The 19,073-nt window shown below is 70.4% G+C and carries 18 protein-coding genes; 4 read left to right on the forward strand and 14 right to left on the reverse strand.

The annotated features are described in order from the left end of the window. Positions 1–12 precede the first annotated feature (12 nt). Genes ABFY20_RS11920 through ABFY20_RS11940 form a run of 5 tightly spaced genes read right to left on the reverse strand, consistent with a single transcriptional unit; the run spans position 13 to position 6,591 of the window. Complete coding sequence (locus tag ABFY20_RS11920) at positions 13–930, reverse strand: ABC transporter permease (protein WP_368496465.1); 918 nt, start codon at positions 928–930, stop codon at positions 13–15. 57 nt (positions 931–987) lie between these two features. Beyond that, positions 988–2,514: an ABC transporter substrate-binding protein gene (locus ABFY20_RS11925; RefSeq protein ID WP_368496466.1), complete on the reverse strand. Its 1,527-nt coding sequence runs from the start codon at positions 2,512–2,514 to the stop codon at positions 988–990. 47 nt (positions 2,515–2,561) lie between these two features. After that, entirely contained in the window at positions 2,562–3,587 is a 1,026-nt protein-coding gene (locus ABFY20_RS11930; RefSeq protein WP_368496467.1) for a D-2-hydroxyacid dehydrogenase, read from the reverse strand. Then, a complete protein-coding gene (locus ABFY20_RS11935; RefSeq protein ID WP_368496468.1) occupies positions 3,584–5,698 on the reverse strand; it encodes an alpha-amylase family protein in 2,115 nt (704 codons plus the stop codon). The genes ABFY20_RS11930 and ABFY20_RS11935 overlap by 4 nt, the downstream gene beginning before the upstream one ends. After that, positions 5,695–6,591 (reverse strand): NAD(P)-dependent oxidoreductase, encoded by an 897-nt coding sequence (locus tag ABFY20_RS11940; RefSeq protein WP_368496469.1) that lies wholly within the window; start codon positions 6,589–6,591, stop codon positions 5,695–5,697. The genes ABFY20_RS11935 and ABFY20_RS11940 overlap by 4 nt, the downstream gene beginning before the upstream one ends. Positions 6,592–6,728: 137 nt before the next feature. Here ABFY20_RS11940 and ABFY20_RS11945 point away from each other — a divergent pair, with 137 nt between their 5' ends. Continuing rightward, positions 6,729–7,838: a glycerate kinase gene (locus ABFY20_RS11945; RefSeq protein WP_368496470.1), complete on the forward strand. Its 1,110-nt coding sequence runs from the start codon at positions 6,729–6,731 to the stop codon at positions 7,836–7,838. A gap of 32 nt (positions 7,839–7,870) precedes the next feature. On the opposite strand, the gene ABFY20_RS11950 is transcribed toward ABFY20_RS11945, so the two are convergent. Beyond that, a complete protein-coding gene (locus ABFY20_RS11950) occupies positions 7,871–9,091 on the reverse strand; it encodes an NAD(P)/FAD-dependent oxidoreductase (RefSeq protein ID WP_368496471.1) in 1,221 nt (406 codons plus the stop codon). Between the two features lie 91 nt (positions 9,092–9,182). Next, positions 9,183–9,344 (reverse strand): hypothetical protein, encoded by a 162-nt coding sequence (locus tag ABFY20_RS11955; protein ID WP_171704438.1) that lies wholly within the window; start codon positions 9,342–9,344, stop codon positions 9,183–9,185. A 27-nt stretch (positions 9,345–9,371) separates the two neighbouring features. On the opposite strand from ABFY20_RS11955, the gene ABFY20_RS11960 reads away from it, so the two are divergent. Then, positions 9,372–10,043, forward strand: coding sequence for a DNA-3-methyladenine glycosylase I (locus tag ABFY20_RS11960; RefSeq protein ID WP_368496472.1), 672 nt, complete (start codon positions 9,372–9,374; stop codon positions 10,041–10,043). Then, on the forward strand, positions 10,040–10,360 hold the full coding sequence (locus tag ABFY20_RS11965) for a GNAT family N-acetyltransferase (protein WP_368496473.1): 321 nt from the start codon (positions 10,040–10,042) through the stop codon (positions 10,358–10,360). The genes ABFY20_RS11960 and ABFY20_RS11965 overlap by 4 nt, the downstream gene beginning before the upstream one ends. 4 nt (positions 10,361–10,364) lie before the next feature. On the opposite strand, the gene ABFY20_RS11970 is transcribed toward ABFY20_RS11965, so the two are convergent. From ABFY20_RS11970 to ABFY20_RS11990, 5 genes are all read right to left on the reverse strand, one after another. Continuing rightward, entirely contained in the window at positions 10,365–10,748 is a 384-nt protein-coding gene (locus ABFY20_RS11970; protein ID WP_368496474.1) for a VOC family protein, read from the reverse strand. Between the two features lie 68 nt (positions 10,749–10,816). Then, entirely contained in the window at positions 10,817–11,584 is a 768-nt protein-coding gene (locus ABFY20_RS11975; RefSeq protein WP_368496475.1) for a dienelactone hydrolase family protein, read from the reverse strand. A 44-nt stretch (positions 11,585–11,628) separates the two neighbouring features. Then, the gene (locus tag ABFY20_RS11980; protein ID WP_368496476.1) at positions 11,629–13,269 is read right to left on the reverse strand and encodes an AMP-binding protein; all 1,641 of its coding nucleotides are present in this window, start codon (positions 13,267–13,269) and stop codon (positions 11,629–11,631) included. Between the two features lie 74 nt (positions 13,270–13,343). Beyond that, complete coding sequence (locus ABFY20_RS11985; RefSeq protein WP_368496477.1) at positions 13,344–14,357, reverse strand: DnaJ domain-containing protein; 1,014 nt, start codon at positions 14,355–14,357, stop codon at positions 13,344–13,346. Between the two features lie 78 nt (positions 14,358–14,435). Next, a complete protein-coding gene (locus tag ABFY20_RS11990; protein ID WP_368496478.1) occupies positions 14,436–15,314 on the reverse strand; it encodes a universal stress protein in 879 nt (292 codons plus the stop codon). 201 nt (positions 15,315–15,515) lie between these two features. Between ABFY20_RS11990 and ABFY20_RS11995 the strand changes: the two genes are divergently transcribed. Beyond that, positions 15,516–16,562 (forward strand): LLM class flavin-dependent oxidoreductase, encoded by a 1,047-nt coding sequence (locus ABFY20_RS11995; RefSeq protein ID WP_368496479.1) that lies wholly within the window; start codon positions 15,516–15,518, stop codon positions 16,560–16,562. A 399-nt stretch (positions 16,563–16,961) separates the two neighbouring features. Here ABFY20_RS11995 and ABFY20_RS12000 read toward each other — a convergent pair whose 3' ends face one another. Beyond that, positions 16,962–17,474, reverse strand: coding sequence for a methylated-DNA--[protein]-cysteine S-methyltransferase (locus ABFY20_RS12000; protein WP_368496480.1), 513 nt, complete (start codon positions 17,472–17,474; stop codon positions 16,962–16,964). Further along, a complete protein-coding gene (locus ABFY20_RS12005) occupies positions 17,471–19,066 on the reverse strand; it encodes a DNA-3-methyladenine glycosylase 2 family protein (RefSeq protein WP_368496481.1) in 1,596 nt (531 codons plus the stop codon). The genes ABFY20_RS12000 and ABFY20_RS12005 overlap by 4 nt, the downstream gene beginning before the upstream one ends. Positions 19,067–19,073 lie beyond the last annotated feature (7 nt).

The raw sequence follows: 19,073 nt of genomic DNA on the forward strand, positions 1-19,073 counted from the left end.
CGTCTCCTCGTTTCAGCTGATGCGCACGCGCGGATCGGCGAGGGCGTAGGTGAGGTCGACCAGGATGTTCAGCAGCACGACGGCGATGCCGACGATGAACACACTGGCCTGGATGAGAGCGAAGTCGCGGTTGAGCACCGCGCCGACGATGAGCGTTCCGATGCCGGGGAAGGCGAACACGGTGCCCACGATGATCGCACCGTTCACCATCCCGGCGGCGCGGTCTCCGGCGACGGTGATGATCGGCAGGGCCGCATTGCGCAGGGCGTGACGGTAGACGAGCCTGTTGCCGACGAAACCTCGCGCGCGGGCGTTCTGCACGTAGCCCGAACCGAGAGCGTCGATCATCGCCCCCCGGGTCACCTGGATGAGCACACCGAGCGGCGCCAGCATCAGCGTGGCGACGGGCAGGATCCAGGCGGCCGGTGTCGCTGCACCGGAGGTGGGCAGCAGACCGAGCTGGATGGAGAGGAAGAGCACGCCCACGAGGGCGAACCAGAAGTCGGGGATGCTCGCGGTGGTCAGGGAGGAGAATGTGATCACCTTGTCCATCGGGCGGAACTTGCGTCGCGCGGCGACGGCCCCCAAGGGGACGGCGATCGCCAACGACAGGGTGAGCGCGATCGCTGCGAGTGCGAGCGTGGGCGGCATGGCCTCCGCCGCGGCGACGAGCGCAGGACGTTGCTGCCAGATGGAGTCGCCGAAGTCAAGACGCGCCGCGCCTCCCAGGAACCTCAGGAACTGCTCCCAGACGGGCAGGTCGAAACCGTACTGCGCGTTGAACTGGGCGTAGCGCTCAGGACTCGCGCCTTCGGGAAGGTACAGGTTCGCGGGGCTGCCGGTCAGTCGCGCCAGGAAGAAGACGATCACCACGACGCCGATGACGGTGACGACGCTCGTGACCAGCCGTCGCAGCAAGAATTTCCACATGGGGTGTCAGCTCCAGAAGGGCTGCGGCCGGTTCACGGCCGGCCGCAGCCCTCGGGGTCAGTTGGCGAAATGGACGTCGGAGATGCGCAGCTCGATGCCGGTGAGTCCGTTGGGCTCGTACTCGATACCGGGGCCGAGCATCAACAGCTTCGACTGGAGGGCGATGGGCAGGAACGCGCCGACCTCGTCGTACTCGTACGACGCGGCCTCCTGATAGAGCCCGGATCGCTCGTCACCGACCGCGAGCTCGGCCTGCTGCAGCAGGGCGTCGATCTCGGGGCTACGGACGGTGGAGTTCGAGCCTTCGCTGCCCATGTACTTCGGGAAGGTGAAGCTGGCGTCGCCCGAGACGTTGTCGTGCGAGATCGCGATGATGTTCGCCTTCTGGTCCTCGGGGAAGGGAGCTCGCAGAAGCTGCAGCCAGGCGTCGGTGTCGAGGCTCAGGATGCTGACCGAGAAGCCGGCCTCCTGCAGGTTCTGGTGCACCGCCTGGATGACCTCGTCGGAGCCGGGGAACAGGTCGGGACGGGTCACGAGGTCGAACGGGGCGTCGACGTCGACGCCGTCGGCCTTCGCCTCGGCCAGGAGCTCCTTGGCCTTCTCGGGATCGTAACCCGGGCCGGTGTAGCCGTCGACGAAACCGTTCACCGTCGAGGCGACGATCTGATCGGTGGGAACACCGGCGCGGTCCATCAGCGAGGCGACGATCGTCTCCTTGTCGATGGCGTAGGCGGCGGCCTGACGCACCCGGATGTCGGTGAACGGCGCCTTCTCGGTGGGCGTGCGAAGGAAGAACACGCGGTTGTCGCTGTACTCCTTCGTGCGGTCGTCTGTGGTCGCATCCTGCACCGAGACGGGCACCGCGATGCTCGCCTCACCGGTCTTCGCCATGCCCGCGCGAACCGAGGGCTCGGAGCGGTAGACGTAGGTGACCCCGGTCGCTTCGGGGGAATCACCCCAGTAGCCGTCGTATCGCGCGAGCGTCACGGATTCACCCTGAACCCAGTCTTCGAAGGAATAGGGACCCGTTCCGACGGGCTCCGAGGTCTTCTGATCGGCCGGTGTGCTCGGCGCACTGATGTCGGCGTAGCTGATGCGCAGCGGAAGGATGGAGTCGGGCGTCTCGGAGACGATCTCCAGCGTCGTGGCGTCGATCGCCGTCGCTGTGAGCGGGTAGGGGAACTGGTCGAGGTTCTGGCAGTTCAGCTCAGGGTCGACGACGCGGTTGATGCTGGCGGCGGCCGCTTCTGCGTCGAAGGCGCTTCCGTCCTGGAACGTCACACCCTCCCGCAGGCTGAACGTCCACGTGCGGTCGTCCTTCTGCTCCCACGACTCGGCGAGCAACGGCTCGACCTCCCCTGTGGCGGGGTCGATGTGCGTGAGCGACTCCGTCACGTTCGAGCGCAGCACGACCGCGTTCGCGGCATCCTGTGTGTCACACGGATCGAGGGAGACCGGCTCGACCGCGACGACGACCGTCAGGTCGCGGTCGGCGGGGGCGCCTTCCGAGGTGCCGGCGCAGCCGGCGAGAAGGACGAGAGACGAGACGGCGAACGCCGCTGCTCCCACTGACGTCTTTGTCATCTGTGGTTCTCCATTCAGGGATGGTCGGGAAGGGGCGTCTGCCACCCTCAGTGCTGGGTCGGTGCTGATGCGGAAAGGCTTCGCGTGAAGGCGTCGCGCGGCGTGATGGCGTTGAGCAGGTCTTGCCCCGCCCGGTACCGACGGGCGTTCTCGACGATGGTGTCGATCGATCGCTGGGTCTTGTCGGGCATGCGCGGAGTCATGTGAGGGGTCATCACGAGGTTCGGAGCATCCCAGAGGGGTGAGTCGGCCGGCAGGGGCTCCTGTTCGAAGACGTCGAGCCCCGCACCGCCGATCGTTCCCGACTCGAGCGCCTCGATGAGCGCCACCGTGTCGATGACCGGTCCCCGTGCCAAATTGATGAGGAATGCCGTCGACTTCATCTGCGCCAGACGCGCCGCGTCGAACAGGTGGAAGGTCTCGTCGGTGAGCTGTGTCGCCAGCATGATGACGTCGGATTCCTCGACGAGGCGGTCGATGCCGTCGCCGGAATCGGACGAAAGGAGCAGATCGACCTCGTCGGGTGCTGCGTCGGCAGAGCGACGATAGACGATCACCTTCATGCCGAACGCCTTGCCGAGTCGCGCCATCTCGCGGCCGGTGTGGCCGAAGCCCACCACGCCGAGCGTCTTGCCCCAGAGTCCTTCCTTCCAGAAGTACCCCTCGATGCCGCGCCAGACGTGGTCGCGCTGGTGCTGGAAGAGCCGTTCGGCCTCGAAGGTGAGGGCGAGGGCGAAGTAGAACCCGTGCTGGGCGAGGGCAGGTGCCGAGCGCCCGGCGGATCCGGTGACGAGCAGCCCTTTGGCGAAGACGTCGGGACGGGCCGAGCGGTTGAGGCCGGAGTGGTCGCAGTGCACCCACCGCAGGTGGGGCGCAGCGACGAAGCGATCGTCGAGGTCGCCCTCGAGCACGGCCACGTCGGCGCGCTCCAGCACTTCGGCGATGGTGGCGGAGTCGTCGGAGGGACACCATACGAACTCCGCGGGAGCGAAAGCGCGCCTCAACTGATCGATCTCGCTCTCGTCGAACGGCACAGTCGAGAGCACGGTCGAGATGGTCCTGGTGTCGCTCATGCGGCATCCTTCGTGTCGGGTCGGGGGCGTTCGGCGTCGCCCGCGGTGATGGTGATGACGTCGAAGAGGCCGATGGCGGGCAACTTCACCACTGCTCGGCCGTCCTCCCATTCGACAGCGCAGTCCACGCCACTCACGAGCGAACGCGCCGTCAGGCCGGATTCCCGGTCGTCCGGGGAGAGGGGAACGGCGATCTCGCCTCCCGTGATGGCTATCTCAGGGCCGAAGCTCGTGCGTCTGGCTCCGGAGAGGTTGAGCACGTGCACGACGGTGAGTCCCTCCCGGCGCTGCACCGTGATCTCGGCCTGCTCGGGGAGAACGGCGGTGATGCCGAGGTCGTCCCCGGCGAGCTCGCCGACCACGCTCAGGACGAGGTCCCGGATGCTCGTGAGACCGAGTTCGTGGTAGCTCCGACCGATCGTCCACGGGACCACGGCGATCCGTCCGCCTCCTGAGGTCCTGGGGCTCACCAGATAGGCGGGCTGGCCGTCGGGCAGGTTGCCGTACGACTTCTCCGGTGGTCCGAAGGGCGCTCTGCCGAGGTGCTCACCGTGCAGCTGGGCGTCGATGCGGGGTTCGATGTCGTGATGCGCGCCGTAGACCGGCACGAGCGCGCCGCTGAAACGGACCCCACCGCCCTGGCCTTCGCCGGCCACATAGGTCGATTTGAGCTCCTCGGGGTCGCTGACGGTGTGCAGGACGCGGCGCACCGGAGTGCCGGCCAGGAGGGGAGCCCCTGTGGCGTCGAATCCACTGGTGCCGGTCAACGCGATCCGCCCTCCTCCGGTCACGAAGTCGTCGAGCGCCGCGACGACGTCGGGGGTCAACCCGTCCATATCAGGCACGAGAAGGAGTGAGTAGCGGTCGAGACCACCGGCACCGCGCATGCCCGCTAGGCCCTCGAGCGGGACGACATCGAACGCGACGTGGGTCTGCTGCAGCGCGGAGTACAGTCCGCGGAACTCGTGCACCGATTCCTGGTGGCGCTCGAGCCCCTGAGCCAGCCGATCGGGCCTCACCAACCCCACCCTGGCGCCGGGCCGGAGTGATTCGTAGACGCTGCGCTGGCCGTGGTGGAAACGCACGATCTCCGACGCCGGGTCGAGCGCAGCGTAATGGACGTCGCCCGGTGCACCCATGATGTAGGTCGACGGGTTCGCCCCGCGCGCCATGGCCTGGAGCAGGTACTGCACGAAGTGCTCGGGCTGCTCTCCCGCCAGCCGGTACGGCATGTCGATGAAGGCGACCGAGTTCACCACGACCGGCCGATCGGGCTCCCGCGAGCGGAAGGCACTGACGGCCTCGCCCGTCGCGTGGTGCCACAGCTCCCGCCCCACCTCGTTGTTGGCCTCGTAGAACACGATGTCCGAACGGATGAGCCCGACGTTGGGCCGGCGAGCGCGGATGTGCGCATTGATCCGGTCGGTGAGGTCGCCGATGACACCGGCCGACCAGTTGCGCCAGAGGTCGTACGCCGGAGATTCGGGCCCGGTCGGAAGCTCGAGCCCGCCGCTGTAGGCGGCGAAGGCGATGCGGGACGACTCGTTCTGCGAGACCCCGCGATACCGCCCGCTGTAGTCGATCTCGTTGAAGCCGAACCAGTTGAAGAAGAAGCCGTCGATGTCGTAGCGGTCGAGGATCTCGTCGATCACCTCGAACACCTTGTCCTGGTAGTACCCGGCGCTCGGGCACACGCTCACCAGACCGTTGTAGACCTGACGTCGACCCCGGGAGTCGATGAAGCACCACTCCGGGTGCTCATCGGCGATCGCGACGCTCACCTTCGAGAAGTCCATCCGTGCCAGCAACCGGAGTCCACGTCGGTGCGCCGCATCGACCGCGTCTCCGAGCAGATCTCCCCCCGGGCGGCCGTCGAGGAACGGGTTGCGCGTCTGGAAGGGGAGGTCGGACGGGTAGAACGACATGATCCCGCCGCCGTTCACGAGCCATGTGTCGGCGCCGAAGGCGACGACGGCATCGGCGACCTGATCGACGTCCATCGTCGCGTCGACCTCGCGGAGGTTGGTCTGGAACATTTCGAACGGTGCAGTCCACCAGTTCTCGCGCGAGAACCGGGCAGTGGTGCGCACCGGGGCATCGGTGCCGGTCATCGTCGTCCTCCCCCGTTGAGCTCGGTCGTGAGAGCGAGCAGCGCGGAGTGGTCGAGCGCGCCGTCTCCCCGTGCGACGAGTGCCTGGACGAGCTGGGCGACCAGGGCGGTCGCGGGGAGGGCGACCCCCGCCTCGCGGGCGGTGCGCTGAACGATGCCGAGGTCTTTGTGGTGCAGCTCCACGCGGAAGCCCGGCGTGTAGTCCTCCTCGAGGAAGGCCCGCCGCTTGCGCTGGAGGACGGTACTTCCGGCAAGGCCCCCGCCGATGACATCCAGTGCCAGCTCGAGATCGACCCCTTGCGCACGCAGGAACACCAGGGCCTCGGCCAGCATCTGCAGGTGGCCCGCCACCATGAGCTGGTTGGCCGCCTTCACCGACTGCCCGCTGCCGGCGGGGCCGACCCTGACGATCGTGGAGCCGAGAGCCTGCAGCAGCGGGAGAGCTCGGTCGACGACGTGCTGCTCCCCACCGATCATGATCGACAGCGCGCCTTCGACGGCGCCTGCCTCACCGCCACTGACGGGCGCATCGAGTGCCGCGACCCCCTGGGTCGCGAGTCGTTCGGCGATCGCGATCGACGCTCCCGGCTCGATGGTGCTCATGTCGATGAACAACGCTCCGTCTCGGAGGAGGTGGGAGACGCCGCCTTCGGCGTCGTCGCCCCCGAAGAGCACACCGAGCACGTCGGGCGTATCGGGGAGCATGGTGATGAGCACCTCGGCACCGTCGACCGCCTCGGCCGCACTCGCCACGGTCTCGACCCCGGTCAGCGCAGCGGCCGCACGGGTCGCGGCGCTCCTGCTGAAGCCGCGCACGCGATGGCCACTCGCCACGAGGTTCGCCGCCATGGGTGCCCCCATGATGCCGAGACCGATGAATGCCACGTCTGCCACCCGAACTCCTTCACGTCACTGTGCCGCTGTCACGATCGGTAGACCGATTTACTGACATCCTGCTTCGACCCGTTTACCGGGCTGGTAGCGATAGTATTTCGATTTACCAAGCAAGTCAAATGACTGTCAGGAGAACTGTGAGAATCGTCTTCGCCCCCGATTCGTTCAAGGGCTCGGCCTCGGCGACGGCAGTAGCCACGTCGTTGATCGCAGGCTGGCGACGTGTTCGCCCTCACGACGACCTCATCGCGTCGCCGATGGCCGACGGCGGGGAGGGCACCCTCGACGCGTTCCTCTCCGGGCGGCCCGGCTCGACGCGGGTACCGGTGCGGGTCACCGGGCCCGCCGGCAGCAGGATCGAAGCCGCCTGGGTGAGGCTCCCCGACGGAACCGCGGTGGTGGAACTCGCCAGCACGAGCGGCATCACCTTGCTCGAACGCCTCGCACCGGAGACGAGCACCAGTCTGGGTTTCGGCGAGGCCATCGCCGATGCGATCGCCCACGGTGCACCGAGGCTCCTGCTCGCTCTCGGCGGAAGCGCTTCCACCGATGGCGGCGCCGGTCTGCTCGCGGCTCTCGGAGCCCGCATCACTCGCGCGTCTCGGGTCGGGACTCAGCCGGAGGCCGCTGGCGCCGACGACATCCTCGACATCGACCTCGACACGCTTATCCCCCTCCCCCCGGAGGGCGCCGTCATCCTCTCCGACGTCACGAACCCCCTTCTCGGCCCACACGGGAGCGCTGCGGTCTTCGGCCCGCAGAAGGGGGCGGATGCGGAGACCGTCGTCAGACTCGAGGAGCGCCTCAGCCGACTCGCCCTGATGCCCTCCTTCGCGGGCACCGACCCCATGACTCCGGGCGCAGGAGCTGCCGGTGGCGCCGCGTACGCACTGCTCGCCTGGGGAGCGACGATGCAGTCGGGCGCACGGGCAGTGGCGAAGGCGACGGGGCTCGATCGCGCGATGGCAGGAGCCGATCTGGTGATCACCGGCGAGGGACGGTTCGACAGTCAATCACGGTCGGGGAAGGTCGTCGGGGAACTGCTGACGATGGCCGCGGAGGTCGCCGAGCGCCCGACGCCTCGTCTGGCGCTGGTCGCCGGCTCGATCGAGGCCGCGACCGATGGGTTCCGCGACACGGTGTCCCTCACCGCGCTCGCGGGCGGCACCGAATCGGCACTGACCCGGACGACCCACTGGCTGGAGGAAGCCGGCGCCCGCCTGGCCATGGGAATCGCGCGCAGCTGAGCCTCGAACCGCGGGGCACGCTTCAGGCGCGGCTAGGCGCGCCCCTTCAGGATGAGGTGCCAGTACACCCAGGGCAGCAGGTGCCGGTCGGCGACGAAGGTGGAGCGTCGCTCGCGGGCGAGACCCTTCCAGAACGGGATGGTGGGCTTCGGCCGGTAGCGGTCGTCGAACTCGGCGAAGACGACGGTGGAGCGCGACACGACGAAGGGACAGACGGAGTAGCCGTTGTAGCTCTCGGGCAGCGCCTCGCCCGCGAGGGCGGCGACCAGGTTCTTCGCGAGCACCTTCGTCTGCTGCCGGAGGGCGCCGCCCGACTTCGAGGCGAAGACGCCGGCGGCATCGCCGAGCGCCCACACCTCCGGGTGCCTCGGGTGCCGCAGGGTGAGCGAGTCGACCTCGACGAAGCCTCCCGGCTCCCCCGGCGCCGCGAGGCCGGTGCCGCGCACCCAGTCGGGCGCCGACTGCGGCGGCACCGCGTGCAGCACGTCGTAATGCAGCCGCTCGGTGGCGGAGCGGTCGCCGACGGCGGCGATGCGCACCGTCTTCGCCGTGGCGTCGACCTCGACCATCTCGCTCCCGTAGCGCACCTCGACGCCGTACTCGGCGACCTTGCGCTCGAGCTCGCGGTCGACGAGCGGCATGCCGAACAGCGTCGGGGTGGGCAGCACCAGAACCACCTTGATGTCGGCGAGAACGCCCGTCGCCCGCCAATAGTCGCAGGCGAGGTACATCGGCTTCTGGGCGGCGCCGGCGCACGACGCCGGGCCGTCGGGCTGGGTGAACACGACGGTGCCGCTGCGCACCCGCCGCAGCACGGCGGAGGCCTTCTGCGCGAGCTCGTACTCGTAGTTCGACACGCCCGACGGCGAGGCCATCGCCTCGGTGAGGCCGGGCACCGCATCCCAGTTCTTCTGAATGCCCGGACAGACGACGAGCTGGTCGTAGCCCACCGTCGAACCCGAGCTGAGCGTGATCGACCGATGGGCCGGGTCGATGCCCTTCACGCGGCCCTTGATCCACCCCACACCCCGCGGCATCACCTCGGCCTGGGGCCGGGCGGCGAGCGAGGCGGGAGCCGTGCCACCCGCGATGTGCGAGAACATCGGCTGGTACAGGTGCGTCTCGCGGGGTTCGACCACCACGACGTCGTCGACACCGTAGCGGCGCAGGCGGCCGGCGACGGAGAGCCCGGCGTTGCCGCCGCCCACGACGACGACGCGGTGGTGGCGGGATGCGGGGCGCGTGTCGGTCATGGCCTCAACCTACTGAGGTGGCCGCCGATCGGCTCGGCAGCGGCCGAACGCTCAGCCCGCGTGCAGGCGAGCGGTCAGTGGTGATGCCCGCTCAGTGTCGACGCTGGGTGGGCAGCAGCGAGAACGCGACGAACAGCGACGCCGAGACGCAGAGGATACCGCCGAAGAACACCCACACCTCGGTGTGGATGCCGAACAGCACGATGCCGAGGAGGAACAGGAGGATGGCTCCGATGGCGGCGAGCACGTTCATTCTGCAATCCTCCGATGGGGTGACCCGATGGTTCCGACGTCACCAATACTAGAGGATGTGAACGTCGAGACCGGGCTGATCGTGGGCGCCGACGGGCTGGCCCGGCCGGCGTGGGCGTCCGCCGACCCTCTGCTGCAGCACTACTACGACACCGAGTGGGGCATGCCGGTGCGCGACGAGCGCGGCATGTACGAACGGGTGAGCCTCGAGGGCTTCCAGTCGGGGCTGTCGTGGGCGACCATCCTGCGCAAGCGCCCCGCGTTCCGGGAGGCGTTCGACGACTTCGATCCGGATGCGGTGGCCGGCTTCGGCGACGACGACATCGAGCGGCTGATGACCGATGCGCGAATCGTGCGCAACCGGGCGAAGATCACCGCCACGGTCGCCAACGCGCGGGCGACGGTGGCGTTGCGCGACGACGACACGGTGGAGGGCGGACTCGCCGGGCTGGTCTGGTCGTTCAGGCCCGAGACCACGCCCCGACCCGAGCGCGTCTCCGACATCCCGACCAGCTCGGCCGAGTCGATCGCGCTGGCGAAGACGCTGCGGGCCAAGGGCTTCCGCTTCGTCGGGCCGACGACGATGTTCGCGCTGATGGAGGCGGTGGGCGTCGTCGACACCCACCTGCTGGCGAGCCACCGTCGCGGAAGCTCGGGAGTCTGGCCCTGCCATGGCGGATGTGGTTCGCTGGAGTCATGAGCGACAACACTGAGACCGAGGTCGTGCACCAGCCCGAGGGGCACCGCTACGTGCTGGAGGTCGACGGGCGCGAGGTGGGGTTCACCGGCTACACCGATCGCGACGGCAAGCGGGTCTTCCTGCACACCGAGATCGACCCCGCCGAGGGCGGGAAGGGCTACGGCAGCATCCTCATCAAGGGTGCGCTCACGGCGGTACGTGAGGAGGGGCTGAAGGCCGTCGGCATCTGCCCGTTCGTCGAGGCCTACGTGAAGAAGCACCACGACTTCGACGACATCGTCGAGCCCGCCTCGATCGAGCTGCGCGCCTCGCTCTGAGCCCCTACGCCATCACGGCGATGACGTTGCCCGACGGGTCGGTGAACCACGCGATGTCGGGCCCCATGCCCGCGGCCTTGCCGCGCCCGATGCCCTTCTCGTCCTGCGGCATGCCGTCGTAGCGCTCGAACTCCACCCCCGCCGCCGTGAGCTCGTCGACGGCGACGTCGATGTCGGGAACGACGAGGTTGAGCACCGTGAAGGTCGCCGGGGTGTGGTCATCGCCCTTCGGGTACGCCATCACCGTCGCGCCTCCCGGCAGCGTGATGGTGAGCATCCCCATCTCGTTCTTGGCCACCTCGAGCCCGAGCACATCGCCGTAGAAGGCAGCAGCCGCATCCGTGTCACGCACGCTGAAGCCACTGAATCCCTCGGTGTACTGCGTCATTCCGGCACCGCCTTCGTTTCATGTGAACACCGTCCACAATGTCACCACGGCGTCGCCGGGTAAAGGGCTCAGGCGAAGATCTCGTCGAAGAAGTCGGCCATCGCCCGCCAGCTGCGCGCATCGGCCCTCGGCCGGTAGGCGTCGATTCCGGGCCTCGTGAAGGCGTGCGGCGTGTCGCTGTAGCTCACGATCTGCCAGTCGAGGCCCGCGCGCTGACGCAACTCGTTCTCGAACGCCACCACCGTCTCGTCGGGTACGACAGGGTCGGCGGCCCCGGTGAGCACGAGCAGCGGTGCGTCGAGCGACGCGACGTCGGCGGGCTCGTGCACGATGAGAGCGCCGTGGAACGAGACCGCGCCCGCGAGCGGGGTGCCGGTGCGGGCGAACTCGAGCGACGCCGACCCGCCGAAGCAGTAGCCCATCACGGCGAGCCGGTCGCGCTCGGCCTCGGCACGACCGGCGAGCACCTCGTAGCCCGCCCGCACCCGCGCCCGCAGCGTGGGGAGGTCGGCGTAGTACTGCCGGGCGAGGGCCGATGCCTCCTCCGCGTCGGCCGGGCGCACGCCCTCGCCGTAGACGTCGGCGGCGAAGGCGACGTAACCGAGGCGCGCGAGCATCTCGCAGCGGGCCCGCACGTAGGCGTCCTCCCCCATCCAGTCGTGGACGACGACCACGCCGGGCCGGGGGCCGCTCCGCGAGGCGTCCCACACGAGCAGACCGCTCAGGGGCACGCCCGACTCCTCGTAGCGGATGCGCAGGGTCTCGATCTCCGCACCCTCCGGAAGGGGGACGCTCTCGATGAGATCGCGGAAGGGGGCGGCGGTATCGGTGGACATGCATCCGGTCTATCACGGAGCCGCCGGGTGCGACGGCCTGCGGCTCAGGTGAGCGCGGCGTGCCGCCCCACCCTGGCCCGCAGGTCTTTGCGGAGGATCTTGCCCGAGGTCGACTTCGGGATCGCGTCGACGAACTCCACCAGGCGAACCTTCTCGTGAGGGGCGACGCGGTCTTGCACCCACTCGATCACCGCGGCCTCGTCGACGACCGCCGGGCCGTCGGCGCCGCCGCCCGAACCCGCACCGGTCTCGGCGCGGCGCACCACGAAGGCCTTCGGCACCTCCTGGCCGTCGTCGTCGGGAACGCCGATGACGGCGGCGTCGGTGATCTGCGGATGAGCCAGCAGCACCGCCTCCAGCACCGCGGGCGCCACCTGGTAGCCCTTGTACTTGATGAGCTCCTTCAGCCTGTCGACGATGGTGAACACCCCCGCCGCGTCGACCGTGGCGATGTCTCCGGTGTGCAACCAGCCCTCCGGGTCGATGGTGCGGGCCGTCGCCTCCTCGTCGTCGAGGTAGCCCGTCATCACCTGCGGCCCGCGCACGAGCAGCTCGCCGGGGGCGCTCGGACCGCGTCCGCGCCGCGGCACCCTCACGTCATGACCCGACTCAGGGTCGACCACGCGGCACTCGGTGCCCGGAACCGCGAAGCCGATCGACGAGCGGTCGACGTCGCTGCGGCTCACCGGGATGACGTTGGTGACAGGGCTCGTCTCCGTCATGCCGTAGCCCTGGCAGACCACGCATCCGAGCCGTTCCGCCACCGCTTCGGCGAGCGAGCGGTCGAGCGGGGCGGCACCCGAGAACACCACCTCGACGTTCGACAGGTCGTACTCGGCGACGAGCGGATGCTTCGCCAGCGCCACGGCGATGGGCGGCGCGATGAAGACCCAGGTGCACCTCTGCTCGCTCACTGTTCTCAGGAAGTCGGCGAGGTCGAACTTCGGCATGGTGACGAGGGCAGCCCGCTTCAGCAGGGCGAAGTCGAGCAGCACCGACATCCCGTAGATGTGGAAGAACGGCAGCACCGCGAGCACGCGGTCGTCGCGGCCGAGTGGGATGACCTCCTGGCACTGCAGCACGTTGGCCACCAGGTTGCGATGCGTGAGCATCACCCCCTTGGGGTGGCCCGTGGTGCCCGAGGAGTAGGGCAACACGGCGAGGTGGGTCGCCGGGTCGAAGCTCACGTCGGGAGCGGCGGCGCGATCGAACAGGAGGTCGCTGAGACTGGGGTGGCCGGTGACGCCGTCGATCACGACGAGGCGGTCGTCGGGGATGCCGGCCGCGGTCGCGGCCTCGTGGGCCTGCGGGTACAGCGGCGAGACCGTGAAGAGCCAGGTCGCGCGGGCGCTGGAGAGCTGGTTCGCGATCTCGGCCACCGTGTAGAGCGAGTTGATCGTGGTCGCGGTGCCGCCCGCGCGCAGCACACCGTGGAACACGGTGGCGAAGGCCGGCACGTTCGGGCAGAGGATGCCGACGCGGTCGCCGACCGCGAGCCCGCGGGCCGCCAGAGAGCCGGCGAGCGCGTCGATCTGGGCGACCAGGGCGCGATAGCTGGTCTCGTCGCCGGTGGGGCCGTCGACGAGCGCGACGCGGTCGAGGTCGGACTCGTCGAGCCCGTCGAAGAGGAGCTGGTAGACGCTCAGCGGGGGGATCTCGAGCGCGGGTGGGGTGGGCCTTGCCATGATCCGTCTCCTTTGACAGTGGTGGAGTCATTTGACTCCCCCGAGGTGCCCCGCCGCAAGTGCGGGTCACCGGCTCAGGCGAGGCGGATGGCGCGCTGCAGGTGAGGGCGGAGCTCGAAGGCGCGGTCGATGCTGGTGCGGTCGACCCCGCCGCGGCCCCCGGCACCGGCGCCGTCACGCACCAGCTGCGGCAGCAGCGAGCGGCGCACCACCACCGACCCGGTGAGGCGACCCCGCGTCACGGCGGCGGCCGGCTCGTCGAGCGCGGCATCCGGAACCACCGTGACGAGAGCGGTGAACTTCACGCCCAACGACCGCGCGAGCGCCTTGGCGGCGCGGCTCAGCTCGTGCAGCGGCTCGACGCCGCGACCCAGCACCTCGCCCACCAGCTCGTCTTTGCGCAGGCGCACGTCGCCGCCCCAGTCCTCCGACTGCACGGCGAACAGCCCGGCGGGGCCGAGCACCACGTGGTCGATGGTCTCGGGAACGCCGCCGAGTTCACGCCCGGTGAGCACGTTGTTCCAGATCGTGTACCCGATGCCGAGCGTCGACACGAGGCCCGCGGTCGCCTCCTCGGCGAGCGCCTTCGCGAGCCACGACCTGATCTCGCGGGGAGCCGAGCGCACGAGCGACGGCTCGTAGGGGTCGTCGATCGTGACGCCGCGCCCCACCCACTCGCGCAGCAGCTCGAGGTAGCGCTCGCGCTCCTGACCCCCGGGGTGCCCGTAGCTCCTGGCGCGCACGGTCGAGCTCTCGGCGCGACCCGCGGCGCGGAACGACCCCGTCGCGGGGCCGAAGCCCGAGCCCGAGGTCGACGCCGAGCCCGACGCCCCGGCCGAGTGCGCCGCACCGCCGTCGCCGCCCACGGAGCGCGAGCCGTGGCCGCGGTCGTAGGCCGCGCGGTCGGCGGGGGTGCCGACGCGCTCCCAGGCGCGCTGCACGCGGTCGAAGCGCGCGGCGTCTCCCCCGGTGTCGGGGTGCGTCTCGCGGAGCAGCCGGCGGTAGGCCTTGCGCAGCTCGCCGTCGCTCACCCCCGGGTCGACGCCCAGCACCTCGTAGGGCGTGGGGGACGCGGGGCTCTCGGACACCCGCTCCACGATACCGGCGGATGCTGGAACCCCGCCCCGCGCGGCGGTCCGCCCCGCACAGGGGCCTCTGGCGGCTCCCTACCCCTTGTCGGCGACCCGCAGCACGAGCAGCGGGCTCGGCGCGTGGATGAGCACGTCATGGCTCACCGAGCCGAGCAGGAAGCGGCTGAGGCCGCGGCGCCCGTGCGTGCCGACGACGAGCAGCGCGGCGTCCTTCGCCGCGGTGATGAGCGCGGGAGCCGGGGCGTCGAGCACCACCGAGGTCTCGATGGTGACGGGGTCGGCGCCCGCAGCGCGGCGACTCTCTTCCAGGGCGGCGACGGTCGCGGCGACGCTGGCTTGCGTGCGCTCCTCGAGGGCGTCGTAGAGCTCGGAGTCGACGCCGAACTCGGGCTGGGTGAGGGGCGGGAGGGTCCAGGCGCTCACCACGGTGACCTTCTCGCCGAGCCGCGCGGCCTCCGCCACGGCGGCCTCGAGCAGCATCGCCGAGGCCTCGCTGCCGTCGACGCCCACCACCACCCCGCTGCGGTGAGCGGGCGCCAGGTCGGGGACGACGGCGACCGGCACCTTCGACGCCGCCGCCACCCGCACGCTCACCGCGCTCGTGGTGAGCCGCTCGTAGAGGTCTTTGCGGTAGCTGCCGACGACGAGCAGCTCGGCCCCCGTCGACTCGGCCTGCTCGCAGAGCACGGTGACCGGATTGCCGACGGCGACGCGCGAGGAGACGGTGACGTGCGGGGCCTTCGAGTCGGCGTGGAACGCAGCGCTCGAGAGCACCACCTCGCCCTGCTTCTGCAGCAGGGGCGTCGCGGTGAAGGCGTCGGAGTCCCACGAGGTGTCGGCCACGAAGAGCACGTCGACGTCGCGGCCGGTGGCCTCGGCCCGCCGCAGCGCCCAGTCGAGGGCGACCGTCGCCGACGGCGAACCGTCGAACCCCACCAGGATCGATCCGCTCATGACTCCGGGCCCCTCTCGTCGCACAGTTCCCTGTGCTCACGAGCCTAGCGAGCCGGTCGTGGCCGAGGCGATGGCGGGGCCGGATGCTCGGGAATACTGGTGGGGCGCATCCGGTTCCGAGCTTCATACGTTCGCATAAACTTGCGCCGGCGGCGCCACAGCGTGCGGCACGACGGTTCCCGGCACGACAGAGGACACACCATGGCAGAGCACACCCCCGACCACTACGAGTTCGGTCTCGACACCTTCGGCGACGTGACGGCGGATGCGTCGGGCGCGCCCCTGCACCCCGCCCAGGTGCTGCGCAACCTGGTCGAGCAGGGTGAGCTCGCCGACCAGGTGGGCATCGACTTCATCGGCCTCGGCGAGCACCACCGCGACGACTTCGCCGTGACCTCGCCCGAGGTGGTGCTGGCGGCCATCGCGGCGCGCACCACGCGCATCCACCTCGGGTCGGCGGTCACCGTGCTGAGCTCCGACGACCCGGTGCGGGTGTTCCAGCGCTTCTCCACGCTCGACGCGCTCTCGAACGGGCGGGCCGAGGTCATCCTCGGGCGCGGCTCGTTCACCGAGTCGTTCCCCCTCTTCGGCTACCAGCTGAGCGACTACGAGACGCTGTTCGAAGAGAAGCTGAACCTGTTCGCCGCGGTGCGGGAGCAGCATCCGGTGACCTGGGAGGGCTCGACGCGGGCGCCGCTCACCGAGCAGACGGTGTACCCGCCCGTGGAGCACGGGCTGCTGAAGACGTGGGTGGGCGTGGGCGGCAGCCCCGAGTCGGTGGTGCGCGCGGCGCGCTACGGGTTCTCGCTCATGCTCGCGGTGATCGGCGGCGACCCGGCACGGTTCGCGCCGTTCTCCGACCTCTACCGCAGAGCGCTCGAGCAGTTCGAGATCCCGCTGCAGCCCGTGGGCGTGCACTCGCCCGGGCACGTCGCCGACACCGACGAGGAGGCGCGGGAGCAGCTGTGGCCGCACTACCAGCGGCAGATGAACCGCATCGGGCGCGAGCGCGGCTGGTCGCCGATGGGGCGGGCGCACTTCGAGCAGGAGACCGGGCCGCACGGGTCGCTGTACGTGGGGTCGCCCGAGACGGTGGCGCAGAAGATCGCGTCGGCGCTGCGGGTGATCGGCGCCGACCGCTTCGACCTCAAGTACGGCAACGGCATGCTTGGGCACCCCGAGCTGATGCGCAGCATCGAGCTCTACGGCACTCAGGTGGTGCCGCGCGTGCGCGAGCTGCTCGCCTGAGGGTGGGGGTGGTGGGGCGGGCGCGTGGCGCGCGCCCCGTGCGGCGCGTGCCGCCCGCCCGCCCGCCCCGCCACCTCGAGTTGGTCGCGCAAAGTGCTCCCATCCTGAGTTTTGGAGCACATTGCGCAACCAACACCTCAGGATGTGCGCCCACGCGCCGCAAGGTCCCACCCACCCCCAAGTTGGAATGCGCGCCCGCACACCCGAAGGCATTTCCCACCCCAAGATGGTCGCGCGATGTGCTCCCATCCCGAGTTTTGGGGGCACTTTGCGCGACCAGCGCCTCAGGATGCGCGTCCCATGCCTTAGATGCTCGCCCTCGCACACGCCCCATCCACGCGCTGGTCGCGCAAATTGCGCCCATCCTGAGTTTTAGGGACGGATTGAGCGACCAACACCTCAGGGGGTTGGGGTGGCGGCGCGGGACTCTCGGGCGAGGAGGGACTGCTTGACGGGGGTGCCCCAGGCGAAGCCGCCGAGGGATCCGTCGGTGCGGAGCACGCGGTGGCACGGCACGAAGAGTGCCGGGGCGTTGCGGGCGCAGGCGCTGGCGGCAGCGCGCACGGCGCTGGGCCGGCCGAGCGCGGCGGCGAACTCCTGGTAGCTGAGCGGGCTGCCGGCGGGGATGGTGCGGAGGGCCGCCCAGCCCAGCTGGTGGAACGCGCCCCCATGCTGCAGCACCCGCACCTCGTCGATCGCGGACACGTCTCCCGCGTAGTACGCCCTGGCGGCCTCGGCCGCGGCGCCCACCTCGCCCGGCTCGACGGAGGCGGGCCGCAGGGCCGGCGTGAGGCGGGCGACGAGGGCGGCGGCGTCATCTGTCCAGCCGGAGGCGAGCACGCGGCCCTCCTCGTCGGCGAGGATGCCGAACGCCCCATCGGGGGTGTCGAGGAACTGGATGACGGCATTCATGAGGTCTCCTTGCTGCGCCGCGCGGCGGCGGCTCTCGGGGTGGTTCTCGCTCGCGGAGCCTCCGCGGCGGTGCGCCAGAGGTGGAGCGAGAGATAGGAGCGCCACGGCGCGAAGTCGGCGGCCCGGGCGGCGAGCTCCCGGGGCGAGTCGGGCAGCCCGAGCATGCGGGCGCCCGAGCGCAGGGCGACATCGCCCGTGAGCAGCACGTCGGGCCGGCCGAGGATGCGCATGGCGAGGTATCCGGCGGTCCAGTCGCCGATACCCGGAAGCGCCACGAGGCGGGCGTGCTGCTCGGCAGCATCGTCTCCGGTGCCGAGCTCGAGCTCGCCCGACGCGAGCGCCTCGGCGACGGAGACGACGGTGCGGATCCTGGCACGCGGCCCCGTCAGCACCGCCCCCGCCTGCTCGGCGATCTGCGCCGCCGTCGGGAACAGCAGCGTGAGCTGCCCCACGGGGTCGTCGTCACCCGGATCCGCAGGCGCACCCGCCACCTCGGCGGCCCCGCGACGGTCGCTTCCCTCCCCTCCCGCGCCGTCGACGGCGCTCCTGCCGAAGGGGGTGCCCGCGGCGACGGCGAGGCGGTGGAGGAGGGTGCGCGCGGAGGGCACCGAGATCTGCTGGCCGACGATGGCGCGCACCAGCATCTCGTGCGGATCGATGGCCCCCGGGAGCCTGATGCCGGGCACCGCCTCCACGCGCCGCGCCAGCACGCCGCCGCCGGCACCGGCGAGGGCGCCGTCGACCGCGATCGGGTCGGCGTCGAGGTCGAACAGACGACGGATGCGCGCCACCAGCACCGGCAGATCGGCCAGCGCGGCGAGGTGCGCCTCGAGCAGCAGGCGACCCGCGCGGTGCCGCACCACGAAGCATCCGGAACCCCCCGGCAGCCGCACGGTGCGCGCGAAGTGCGCCGGCCCCGCCGACTCCACACCCGGCACGGCGCGGGCGGCGAGCCACGCGAACACGCCGGCCGCGTCGAAGGGCTCGCGGTAGGGCAGGGCGAGCTCGATCGAGCCCGGCGTCGTGGCCGGGTGACCCGACTGCCGCGCCCGCATCTCGCTCGGCGTCAGCCGGAACACCTCGCCTATGGTGTCGTTGAACTGCCGGATGCTCGCGAAACCGGCGGCGAAGGCGATGTCACCGATCGGCAGCTCGGTCGAGGTCAGCAGGGTGCGGGCGGTCTGCGCCCGATGCGCCCTGGCGAGGGCGAGAGGGCCGGCTCCGAGCTCTTCGCCGAGCACGCGTGTGAGGTGTCGCGAGGAGTAGCCGAGGCGCGAGGCGAGGCCCTGCACGCCCTCGCGTTCGACGACGCCGTCGGCGATGAGGCGCATCGCGCGGCCGGCGAGGTCGTCGCGCAGGTTCCAGGCGGGGGTGCCGGGCACCGCCTCGGGGAGGCAGCGCTTGCAGGCGCGGTAGCCCGCCTCGTGCGCTGCAGCGCTGGTCTCGTAGAAGGTGACGTTCGACGCCTTCGGCGTCCGGGCGGGGCAGCTCGGTCGGCAGTAGATGCCCGTCGACCGCACGGCCGTGATGAACTGGCCGTCGAACCGCAGGTCGCGCGACTGGATGATGCGGTAGCGCTCCTCGAAGTCCATGCCACGA

The organism is Herbiconiux sp. A18JL235, assembly GCF_040939305.1.
In the GTDB taxonomy this organism is placed as follows: Bacteria; Actinomycetota; Actinomycetes; order Actinomycetales; family Microbacteriaceae; genus Herbiconiux.

Coding starts and splice junctions, on each gene's coding strand:
- ABFY20_RS11920 (WP_368496465.1), bottom strand. CDS start 930: ATGTGGAAATTCTTGCTGCGACGGCTGGTCACGAGCGTCGTCACCGTC.
- ABFY20_RS11925 (WP_368496466.1), bottom strand. CDS start 2,514: ATGACAAAGACGTCAGTGGGAGCAGCGGCGTTCGCCGTCTCGTCTCTC.
- ABFY20_RS11930 (WP_368496467.1), bottom strand. CDS start 3,587: ATGAGCGACACCAGGACCATCTCGACCGTGCTCTCGACTGTGCCGTTC.
- ABFY20_RS11935 (WP_368496468.1), bottom strand. CDS start 5,698: ATGACCGGCACCGATGCCCCGGTGCGCACCACTGCCCGGTTCTCGCGC.
- ABFY20_RS11950 (WP_368496471.1), bottom strand. CDS start 9,091: ATGACCGACACGCGCCCCGCATCCCGCCACCACCGCGTCGTCGTCGTG.
- ABFY20_RS11955 (WP_171704438.1), bottom strand. CDS start 9,344: ATGAACGTGCTCGCCGCCATCGGAGCCATCCTCCTGTTCCTCCTCGGC.
- ABFY20_RS11960 (WP_368496472.1), top strand. CDS start 9,372: ATGGTTCCGACGTCACCAATACTAGAGGATGTGAACGTCGAGACCGGG.
- ABFY20_RS11965 (WP_368496473.1), top strand. CDS start 10,040: ATGAGCGACAACACTGAGACCGAGGTCGTGCACCAGCCCGAGGGGCAC.
- ABFY20_RS11970 (WP_368496474.1), bottom strand. CDS start 10,748: ATGACGCAGTACACCGAGGGATTCAGTGGCTTCAGCGTGCGTGACACG.
- ABFY20_RS11975 (WP_368496475.1), bottom strand. CDS start 11,584: ATGTCCACCGATACCGCCGCCCCCTTCCGCGATCTCATCGAGAGCGTC.
- ABFY20_RS11980 (WP_368496476.1), bottom strand. CDS start 13,269: ATGGCAAGGCCCACCCCACCCGCGCTCGAGATCCCCCCGCTGAGCGTC.
- ABFY20_RS11990 (WP_368496478.1), bottom strand. CDS start 15,314: ATGAGCGGATCGATCCTGGTGGGGTTCGACGGTTCGCCGTCGGCGACG.
- ABFY20_RS11995 (WP_368496479.1), top strand. CDS start 15,516: ATGGCAGAGCACACCCCCGACCACTACGAGTTCGGTCTCGACACCTTC.
- ABFY20_RS12000 (WP_368496480.1), bottom strand. CDS start 17,474: ATGAATGCCGTCATCCAGTTCCTCGACACCCCCGATGGGGCGTTCGGC.
- ABFY20_RS12005 (WP_368496481.1), bottom strand. CDS start 19,066: ATGGACTTCGAGGAGCGCTACCGCATCATCCAGTCGCGCGACCTGCGG.